This is a genomic window from Streptomyces sp. NPDC005820 (assembly GCF_040630255.1).
In the GTDB taxonomy this organism is placed as follows: Bacteria; Actinomycetota; Actinomycetes; order Streptomycetales; family Streptomycetaceae; genus Streptomyces.
In genome coordinates this window covers 266,321-275,414 of the sequence record NZ_JBEXXE010000008.1, presented here as the reverse complement: position 1 = coordinate 275,414, position 9,094 = coordinate 266,321, and the positions used below count along the sequence as shown (strand labels likewise).

The following is a 9,094-nucleotide window of genomic DNA, read 5'->3' as shown; positions in this document are numbered from 1 at the left end:
GACGCGATGGGGGTCCCCCCGCTCGAGCGCAGCCGAGAGTGGGGGAGTCGTCAACTGACGACAACGCCGCAGACGCGCGTGCCACACCCCGCGACCCGCGGCATGATCCAAACGACAGGCCCTAGGCCGTCGCCCGGGTCTCGGCCAGGGGCAGCGGCGGCAGCGGCGGCCGGTACAGCCAGGCCTCGAACAGCTCGTCCAGGGGCTCCAGGGTGAACCGGGCCGCGTGGGCCGTGAACATGGCCGTCGTGACCGCGCCGCCCCGGTGCAGCCCGAGCCAGCCGCGCAGCATCCGGAAGAACGCCTCGTCGCCGAGCGCGCACCTGAGCGCGTGCACCGCGAGCCCGCCGCGCTGGTACAGCCGGTCGTCGAACATCGTCTTGCGGCCGGGATCGGCCAGCTTCAGGTCCTGCGGCCGCGAGGACAGCAACCGGTGTGCGGCGGCGGCGAGTTGCTGGGCGCTGCGACCGCCCGACCGCTCCGACCACAGCCACTCCGCGTACTTCGCGAAACCCTCGTTGAGCCAGATGTGCCGCCAGTCGGCGATCGACACGCTGTTGCCGAACCACTGGTGGGCCAGCTCATGCGCGACGAGCCGCTCCGAACCCCGCGCCCCGTCCACGTGGTTGACGCCGAACAGCGACAACCCCTGGGCCTCGACGGGGACATCGAGCTCCTCGTCGGCCACGACCACCGCGTACTCGTCGAACGGGTAGGGCCCGAACAGCCGTTGGAACAGATCCATCATCCCCGGCTGGCGCGCGAAGTCCCGCGAGAACTGCGGCAGCAGATGCGCCGGTATGTGCCCGTGCATCGGCACCCCGCCCAGACCCGGATCGCCCAGCAGCACCGTCTGGTACTTGCCGATCGACAGCCCGACCAGATAGCTCGACGTCGGCGCCGACTGCTCGTACACCCAGGTCGTCGTGGACGCCTTAGTGGTCCGGGTCAGCAGCCGGCCGCCCGCCACCACCGAGTACGCCGACGGCGTCGTGACCGAGATCAGATACGAGGCCTTGTCCGCGGGACGGTCGTTGCACGGGTACCACGAGGGCGACCCCACCGGCTGGCTCGCCACCAGCGCGCCGTCCGTCAGCTCCTCCCAGCCGATCCCGCCCCAGGGGCTCGACACCGGCTTGGGGTTGCCCGACCAGTGCACCTCGACCGTGAAGGCGGCCCCCGCGCGCAGCGCCTTCGCGGGACGGATGCGCAGCTTTCCGCCCCGGTGCGTGTAGTGCGGCTGCCGGCCGTCCACCCGGACCCGCCCGATCCTGAAGTCGGCCAGGTTCAGCTGGAATTCGGCCAGCGGCGCACGGCCCGCGATCGCGTTGATCCGGGCCGTGCCCGACAGCCGGTTCGGGCCGGGACGGTAGTCCAGCGTGAGTTCGTAGCGATGCACCCGGTAACGGGGATCGCCGTTGTCCGGGAAATACGGGTCCGAACCCATCGACTGCTGCACTGCCACTTCCGCGTCCGCTCCCTGCGCCGTACTCGAAGAACCACTCACCGGTGCACCGCCGCCCGCAGTCACCGCATGGCCCGCGCTCAGGGACGCCATGCCTCGATCGGGTTGCCCAGCCAGCGGGTGTCGTCCGGGACGGACTCCGCGGCCATGACGAGCGACGCGGGACCCAGGGTGGTACGGGCCCCGACCGTGCTGCCGGGCAGCACGATCCCGCCAGGGCCCAACGTGGCGCCCTCACGGAGGACCACAGTATCCGTCCGCAAGATCCGGTCGTGGAAGAGGTGAGTCTGCAGGACGCACCCGCGGCCCACCGTGGCCCCGTCCTCCAGTGTCACCAGATCCGCCTCCGGCAGCCAGTAGCTCTCCACCCACACGCCCCGGCCGATCCGCGCCCCGAGCCCGCGCAGCCACGCCGTCATCACCGGTGTACCCGGTACCGCGCCCGCCAGCCACTGCACGGCCACCACCTCGACGAAGGTGTCCGCGAGCTCGTTGCGCCACACGAAGGAACTCCACAGCGGATGCTCCCCGGTGCGGTGCCGCCCCACCAGCAGCCACTTCGCGACCACCGACAGCAGACAGGCCGCCACACCCGTGCCGAGCAGCACCAGCCCGCCCAGCAGCGGCGCCCACACCCCGAGGGCGCACAGCGCGGCCACCGTCAGCACGGCCAGCGCCGCCGAGCAGAACACCGGCACGATCCGGCACAGCTCCACCAGACCGCGCGCCCACAGCAGCCGCGCGGGCGGGTCGTACGTCCGGCTCTGATCGCCGCCGGCCGTGTTGCGCGGCAGCTTCACCGGCGGCAGACCCAGATAGGAGCTGCCCTTCTTCGCCTTCTTCGGCGTCGCCGACAGCACCCCGACCAGACCGCCGTCCGGCACGCTCCGGCCCGGCGCGGTCATCCCCGAGTTCCCGAGGAACGCCCGCCGCCCGATCTCCGCGCGCCCGATCCGCACCCAGCCGCCGCCGAGCTCGTACGGCGCGGTCAGCGTGTCGTCGGCCAGGAACGCGCCCTCGCCGACCGTCGTCAGGCTCGGCAGCGCGAGCACCGTCGACACCTCCGCGCCCCGCCCGATCCGCATCCCGAGCAGCCGCAGCCACAGCGGCGTCACCAGCCCCGCGTACAGCGGGAACAGCGTCTCGCGGGAGCGGTCCATCAGCTGCGTCACCGTCCACGCCTGCCAGCCCACCCGGCTGTGCGTCGGATGCGTGCCCTCACGCAGGCCCAGGCTCAGCAGCCGTACGGCGACCAGGAGCAGCAGCGCGTACGCCAGACCGTAGGCGAGCGTCGCCGGGACCAGCGCCAGCACCGCCCCGCGCAGCGCACCGCCCAGCCCGGCGCCCGGCGTGACGAACACCCGGGCCACCGCGAGCGCGGCCACCGCCGCCACCACCGGCAGCAGATTCAGCGCCAGACCGGTCACGCCGTACATGATCCGCCAGTACGTGCCGCGCTGCGGCCGCTCCTTGGGCCAGTTCCGCTTGGCCTTGCCGAGCTTGACCGCGGGCGCGCCCGCCCAGCGCTGACCGGTCGGGACCTGCCCGGTGACCGCCGAGCCCGGCGCCACCTCGGCGCGCTTGCCGACCCGGGCCCCCGGGAAGAGCATGCTGCGCGTGCCGACGACGGCGTGCGCACCCACCTTGACCGTGCCGATCTCCAGCCGGTCGCCGTCCAGCCAGTAACCGGACAGATCCGCCTCGGACTCCACGGCCGCGCCGCGCCCGAGCTTGAGCAGACCGGTCACCGGCGGCAGCGAGTGCAGATCGACGTCCGGACCGATCTTGGCGCCCAGCGCCCGGGCGTACCGCTCCAGCCAGGACCCGGTCAGCGTGGTCGCCCCGCTGAACTCGGCCAGCCGCTCCGCCGCCCACAGCCGCACATGCACCGAACCGCCGCGCGGATACCGGCCGGGCTTCACGCCCCGCAGCAGCAGCCGCGCCCCGCCCGCCGCCACGGCGATCCGCCCCGGCGGGCTGAAGAAGAGCAGTGCTCCGGCGGCCACCGCCCACCAGGACGCGGTCGGCAGCCAGCCGTACCCGGGCAGCAGATCGCCCAGCGCGGCCAGCACGACCGTCCAGCGCAGCCCGAGCAGGGTGAACAGCGGCAGGAGCAGCAGAAGCTGCACGAACTGCGTCTTCTTCGGCACCGGCGCGACCGTACGGGTGCCGCCCTCGTCGTGCGCCGACTCCTCCAGCCGGCGGGCCAGCTTGCGCAGCACCGGCGACTGGTAGATGTCCAGGACGGCCGCGCTCGGGTAGCGGGTGCGCAGCCGGGTGGTCAGCTGGGCCGCGGCCAGACTGCCGCCGCCGATCGCGAAGAAGTCGTCGGAATGGCTCGTCACCGGCATACCGAGGACCGCCGCCCACTGCTCGGCCAGCCATGCCTCGGTGCCGTACAGATCCTCGCCCACCGGCACCTCGACACTGTCGAGCGGCCACGGCAGCGCGTTGCGGTCGACCTTGCCGGACGTCCGGGTCGGCAGGTCGTCGACCGGCGCCAGCAGCGGCACCAGCGCGGCCGGCAGCGCGGCCCGCAGCCGCTCCACCGCCTCCGCCCGGTCCCAGCCCTCCTGCGTCACGACATACCCGACGAGCAGTTGGTTGCCGCTGCGCGCCGTCCGCACCGCCGCCGCCGCGCCCGCGACACCCGGCAGCGCCTGCAGCGCCGCGTCCACCTCGCCCAGCTCGATGCGCCGCCCGCCGAGCTTGATCTGCTCGTCGGCGCGCCCGAGGAAGACCAGCCCCTCGGGCTCGGCCTTGACCAGGTCACCGCTGCGGTACGCCCGCTCCCAGCCCAGCGACTCCAGCGGCGCGTACTTCTCGGCGTCCTTCTCGGCGTCGAGGTAGCGGGCAAGGCCGACCCCGCCGATCACCAGCTGCCCGCTCTCGCCCATCGGCACGGGCTCGCCGGCCTCGTCCACGACGGCCAGCTCCCAGCCCCGCAGCGGCAGCCCGATCCGGACCGGCTCCTCGCCCGACAGCAGCGAGGCGCAGGCCACCACGGTCGCCTCGGTCGGCCCGTACGTGTTCCAGACCTCGCGGCCCTCGGTCACCAGCCGCTGCACCAGCTCGGGCGGGCAGGCCTCACCGCCGAAGATCAGCAGACGGACGTCGCTCAGGGCCTCCGGCTCCCAGAGCGCGGCCAGCGTCGGCACGGTGGAGACCACGGTGATCTCCTGCTCGACCAGCCAGGGCCCGAGATCGGCCCCGCTCCTGACCTGCGACCGGGGCACCGGCACCAGACAGGCGCCGTACCGCCAGGCCAGCCACATCTCCTCGCAGGAGGCGTCGAACGCCACCGAGAGACCCGCCATCACGCGGTCACCGGGCCCGATGGGCTCCTCGGCGAGGAACAGCGCGGCCTCGGCGTCCACGAAGGCGGCGGCGCTGCGGTGACTGACGGCCACCCCCTTGGGCTTGCCGGTGGAGCCGGAGGTGAAGATGATCCACGCGTCGTGCTCGACCGTCGGCCGGGCGGCCCGCGTGTCGGAGGCCCCGTGAGCGGTGATCTCGTGCCCGGCGCCGATCACGGCCCGTACGTCCGCCTCCCCGAACACCAGCTCGGCCCGCTCGTCGGGGTCCTCGGCGTCCACGGGGACGTAGGCGGCACCGGCCGCGAGTACGGCGAGGATGGCGACGTAGAGGTCGTTGGTGCCGGACGGCACCCGCACGCCCACCCGGTCCCCGAGTCCGACCCCGGCGGCGGCGAGCCCGCGCCGCAGCCGCTCCACCTCCACGGCGAGCCCACGGTAGGTCAGCGGCGTGCTGCCGTCGTCCAGGGCGAGCTCGTCGGGGTACGACCGCACGGACGCCTCGAAGACGTCGACGAGCGTGCGGGGGGAAGCGGCGGGCCCGCCGGAGAAGCGTGCCCTGTCACCGAGTTGTACGCGGATTTCTTCGTCGAGCAGGCCGAGAGCGCTGCTCTCGTCAATGGCTGCCATCGGTCCTCGCGTCTCGATCCCGGAAGCCTCCGGGGCGCCGGCGGGCCCGCAGGTCTGCCTGGGGTTGTCCGGGCCGGCTCCGTAACAAGCCGGAAATTTTAGTACGACGCTAGGCTCGCCCCCTTCTGTCGGCCACTGGGGAAGGCCGTTCGGGCGACGCTCCGCGCCCGGGTGACCTGCGGTGACCTGCGTGATCTTCGGTCAGGGAGAGATCGGCCACACACAGCAAGCGAGGGCCCCGACCAATGGTCGCGACCCTCGCTGTTCTCAAGTGTCCGAGGGGGGACTTGAACCCCCACGCCCGATAAAGGGCACTAGCACCTCAAGCTAGCGCGTCTGCCATTCCGCCACCCGGACAAGGTGTCTGTCGCGGCGGGGTTTCCCTCGCGGCGACGTCGTAAACACTACCAGGCTTTCGAGGGTGCCCGATCACACCAGGTCGGCCGGGTGGCACGGCCCGCGTGAACGGTGTGTGACGGGCCGGGACCGGTCTTGGGCGGGGCGGCCCGGAGGGGGAGGATGTGGGGGAACCGGCAAGGACAGCGGGAGGAAGCAGCGTGAGCGACACGGCCAGGAACGTCACCGGCGAGGACGAGGTCGTGGACCTCTGCCGCGACCTCATCCGGATCGACACCAGCAACTACGGCGACCACTCGGGCCCGGGTGAGCGCAAGGCGGCCGAGTGGGTCGCCGAGAAGCTTGCCGAGGTCGGGCTCGAGCCCCAGATCTTCGAGTCGCACCCGGGGCGCGCCTCCACCGTGGCCCGCATCGAGGGCGAGGACCCGTCCCGGCCCGCGCTGCTCATCCACGGCCACCTCGACGTCGTCCCGGCCAACGCGGCCGACTGGACCCACCACCCCTTCTCCGGGGAGGTCGCGGACGGCTGCGTCTGGGGCCGGGGCGCGGTCGACATGAAGGACATGGACGCGATGACCCTGGCGGTCGTACGCGACCGGATGCGCTCCGGGCGCAAGCCGCCCCGGGACATCGTCCTCGCGTTCCTCGCCGACGAGGAGGCCGGCGGTCTGTACGGCGCCCGGCATCTCGTCGACCACCACCGCGAGCTCTTCGACGGCGTCACCGAGGCGATCAGCGAGGTCGGCGGCTTCTCGTTCACCGTGAGCGAGGAGCGGCGGCTCTATCTGATCCAGACGGCCGAGAAGGGCATGCACTGGATGAAGCTGACCGTCGCCGGCACCGCCGGGCACGGCTCGATGATCCACAAGGACAACGCGATCACCGAGCTGTCCGAGGCGGTGGCCCGGCTCGGCCGCCACACCTTCCCGGTCCGCGTCACCAAGACCACCCGCGCCTTCCTCGACGAGCTCGGCGACGCCCTCGGCACCGAGCTGGACCCCGAGGACATGCAGTCCACCCTCGCCCGGCTCGGCGGCATCGCCAAGCTGATCGGCGCGACCCTCAGCAACACCGCCAACCCGACCCAGCTCGGCGCCGGCTACAAGGTGAACGTGATCCCGGGCGAGGCGACCGCGCACATCGACGGCCGCTTCCTGCCGGGGTACGAGGAGGAGTTCCTCACCGACCTCGACCGCCTCCTCGGCCCGAACGTACGGCGCGAGGACGTGCACTCCGACAAGGCCCTGGAGACCTCCTTCGACGGGGCGCTCGTCGAGGCCATGCAGGCGGCGCTGCTCGCCGAGGACCCGACCGCGAAGGCGGTCCCCTACATGCTCTCCGGCGGCACCGACGCCAAGTCCTTCGACGACCTCGGCATCCGCGGCTTCGGCTTCGCCCCGCTGAAGCTGCCCCCGGAGCTGGACTTCGCGGGCATGTTCCACGGCGTCGACGAGCGGGTGCCGGTGGACGGGCTGCAGTTCGGGGTGCGGGTGCTCGACCGGTTCATCGACGCGTCCTGAATCACGCACCAAAAATCGCGCGCCCGTGCGGGAGTGACTGAGAAGAGTGAATGCGCCGATAAGCGCGTAGCCTCATTAATTCCCCCTCGTTACTGGTGATGCGGTCCGCTGCTGAGGATCGCTTTTGCCAACAAGGAGGAATAATGATCAAGAAGGTCGTCGCTGCTGCGGCTGCCACTGGTGGGCTGGTTCTCGCGGGCGCGGGCCTGGCCGTTGCCGATGCCGGTGCCCAGGGTGCCGCGGTGCACTCCCCGGGTGTCGCTTCCGGCAACGTGATCCAGGTTCCGGTGCACGTCCCGGTGAACGTCTGCGGCAACACGATCTCGGTGATCGGGCTGCTGAACCCCGCCTTCGGCAACGTCTGCATCAACAAGTGACGTCGACCCGCTGAGGGGTCGTCCACACCGTCGGCCCCGGAGCGCGCGCCATGCGCTCCGGGGCCGACCGGTCTTTTCCGAAGGAATGGCCGAAGAATTCGAACGGCCCGAATCTCCCCGAGCGCTTCCCGAAAACTGGAATGATGCGGGAATTCGAGTCGAGGACGAGATCGAAAGCAGGGAAACAGCAATGCGACAGGTCACCCGTAAAAGCCTCATGACCGTGGCGGCGGCCACGGGGGTGATCGCCGCCGCCGGCGGCTACGCGCACGCCGACTCGGGGGCGAACGGCTTCGCCGCGGACTCGCCCGGCGTCGCGTCGGGCAACACGGTGCAGGCGCCGGTGAACGTCCCGGTCAACGTGTGCGGCAACACCATCGACGTCGTCGGGATCCTCAACCCGACGTTCGGCAACTCGTGCGCCAACAAGGGCGGCGACCACCGCGCCCCGGGCGGCTATGGCGACAGCGACCACGCGTACGGCGGCGGGAAGCACGGCGGAGCCCACGGCGGCGGCCTGCACACCGGCGGTCACGGCGGCAACGGGGGCAACGGGGGAGGTCACTGGGGCGGCCACCAAGGCGGCAACGGCGGCCACCAGGGCGGCAACGGCGGCTACGGCGGCTACGGCGCGTACCCGGGCTCCGGGGGCGCGCACGCGGGCGGGTACACCGGTGGCTCGCCCGGCGTAGGTTCCGGCAACCAGGTCCAGGCCCCGGTCGACGTCCCGGTGAACGTGTGCGGCAACAGCGTCGACGTCGTCGGGATCCTCAACCCGTCCTTCGGCAACGACTGCGACAACGACGGCGGCTACGGCGGCGGCTACGGAGGTGGACACGGCGGTGGACACGGTGGTGGCCACCACCACGGCACGCCGCCGGGTCACGGCCACGAGACGCCGGGCAGGCCGGGCCACCAGACCCCCGGCAAGCCGGTCGGCCAAGGGTCCACCCCGTCCGGGCCCGAGGCGGTGCCGTCCACCCCGGGCCGCGGCACCCCGGCCCACTCCGTGACCGACCGCCGGCCCACCGGCGGCACCGGTGCGGTGGCGAGCGGCGCCCAGCTCGCCGAGACCGGGAGCGAGCTCCCGCTCGGCCTCGCCCTGCCGGCCGGTGCGGGCGCGGTTCTCGCGGGCGCGCTGCTCTACCGCAGGGCGCGCACCTCCATGTGACCCCGGAGGCCGGACGACGGAGCGGGCCCCGCCCAGGCGGGGCCCGCTCCGTCCGTGTCGCTCACTTCACCATGTGGCACGTACCTGGCGGATGATGCGTCGGCGCAGCCGCACCCTGCGGCTGCCGTCACGCATCAGGCTCAGGCGGTGCAACTCCCAGTGTCCGTACTCGGCATGGTCGGTCAGCAGACGTGCCGCCTCGTTGCGGGAGACCCCGCGCGGTACGTACACGTCGACAAATTCGTATTCCGGCATCGCAT

General features: G+C 72.3%; 6 protein-coding genes and 1 tRNA gene. 3 read left to right on the top strand and 4 right to left on the bottom strand.

Features of this window, described 5'->3' with window-relative positions; genetic code table 11:
* Nucleotides 1-121 precede the first annotated feature (121 nt).
* The 3 genes from ABZ464_RS12820 to ABZ464_RS12810 form a co-directional block, all read right to left on the bottom strand.
* On the bottom strand, nucleotides 122-1,465 hold the full coding sequence (locus ABZ464_RS12820; protein WP_359275010.1) for a M1 family metallopeptidase: 1,344 nt from the start codon (nucleotides 1,463-1,465) through the stop codon (nucleotides 122-124).
* 80 nt (nucleotides 1,466-1,545) lie between these two features.
* Nucleotides 1,546-5,409: a Pls/PosA family non-ribosomal peptide synthetase gene (locus tag ABZ464_RS12815; RefSeq protein ID WP_359275007.1), complete on the bottom strand. Its 3,864-nt coding sequence runs from the start codon at nucleotides 5,407-5,409 to the stop codon at nucleotides 1,546-1,548.
* A 272-nt stretch (nucleotides 5,410-5,681) separates the two neighbouring features.
* Nucleotides 5,682-5,766: transfer RNA gene (locus tag ABZ464_RS12810), tRNA-Leu, on the bottom strand.
* A gap of 200 nt (nucleotides 5,767-5,966) precedes the next feature.
* Here ABZ464_RS12810 and ABZ464_RS12805 point away from each other — a divergent pair.
* From ABZ464_RS12805 to ABZ464_RS12795, 3 genes are all read left to right on the top strand, one after another.
* Nucleotides 5,967-7,286, top strand: a complete 1,320-nt coding sequence (locus ABZ464_RS12805) for a M20/M25/M40 family metallo-hydrolase (RefSeq protein WP_359275004.1) — start codon at nucleotides 5,967-5,969, stop codon at nucleotides 7,284-7,286.
* A 143-nt stretch (nucleotides 7,287-7,429) separates the two neighbouring features.
* A complete protein-coding gene (gene chpH, locus ABZ464_RS12800) occupies nucleotides 7,430-7,663 on the top strand; it encodes a chaplin ChpH (protein WP_055638647.1) in 234 nt (77 codons plus the stop codon).
* A 190-nt stretch (nucleotides 7,664-7,853) separates the two neighbouring features.
* Entirely contained in the window at nucleotides 7,854-8,834 is a 981-nt protein-coding gene (locus ABZ464_RS12795) for a chaplin (RefSeq protein WP_359275001.1), read from the top strand.
* Nucleotides 8,835-8,900: 66 nt separating this feature from the next.
* Here ABZ464_RS12795 and ABZ464_RS12790 read toward each other — a convergent pair whose 3' ends face one another.
* A complete protein-coding gene (locus ABZ464_RS12790; RefSeq protein ID WP_359274999.1) occupies nucleotides 8,901-9,089 on the bottom strand; it encodes a DUF5703 family protein in 189 nt (62 codons plus the stop codon).
* Nucleotides 9,090-9,094 lie beyond the last annotated feature (5 nt).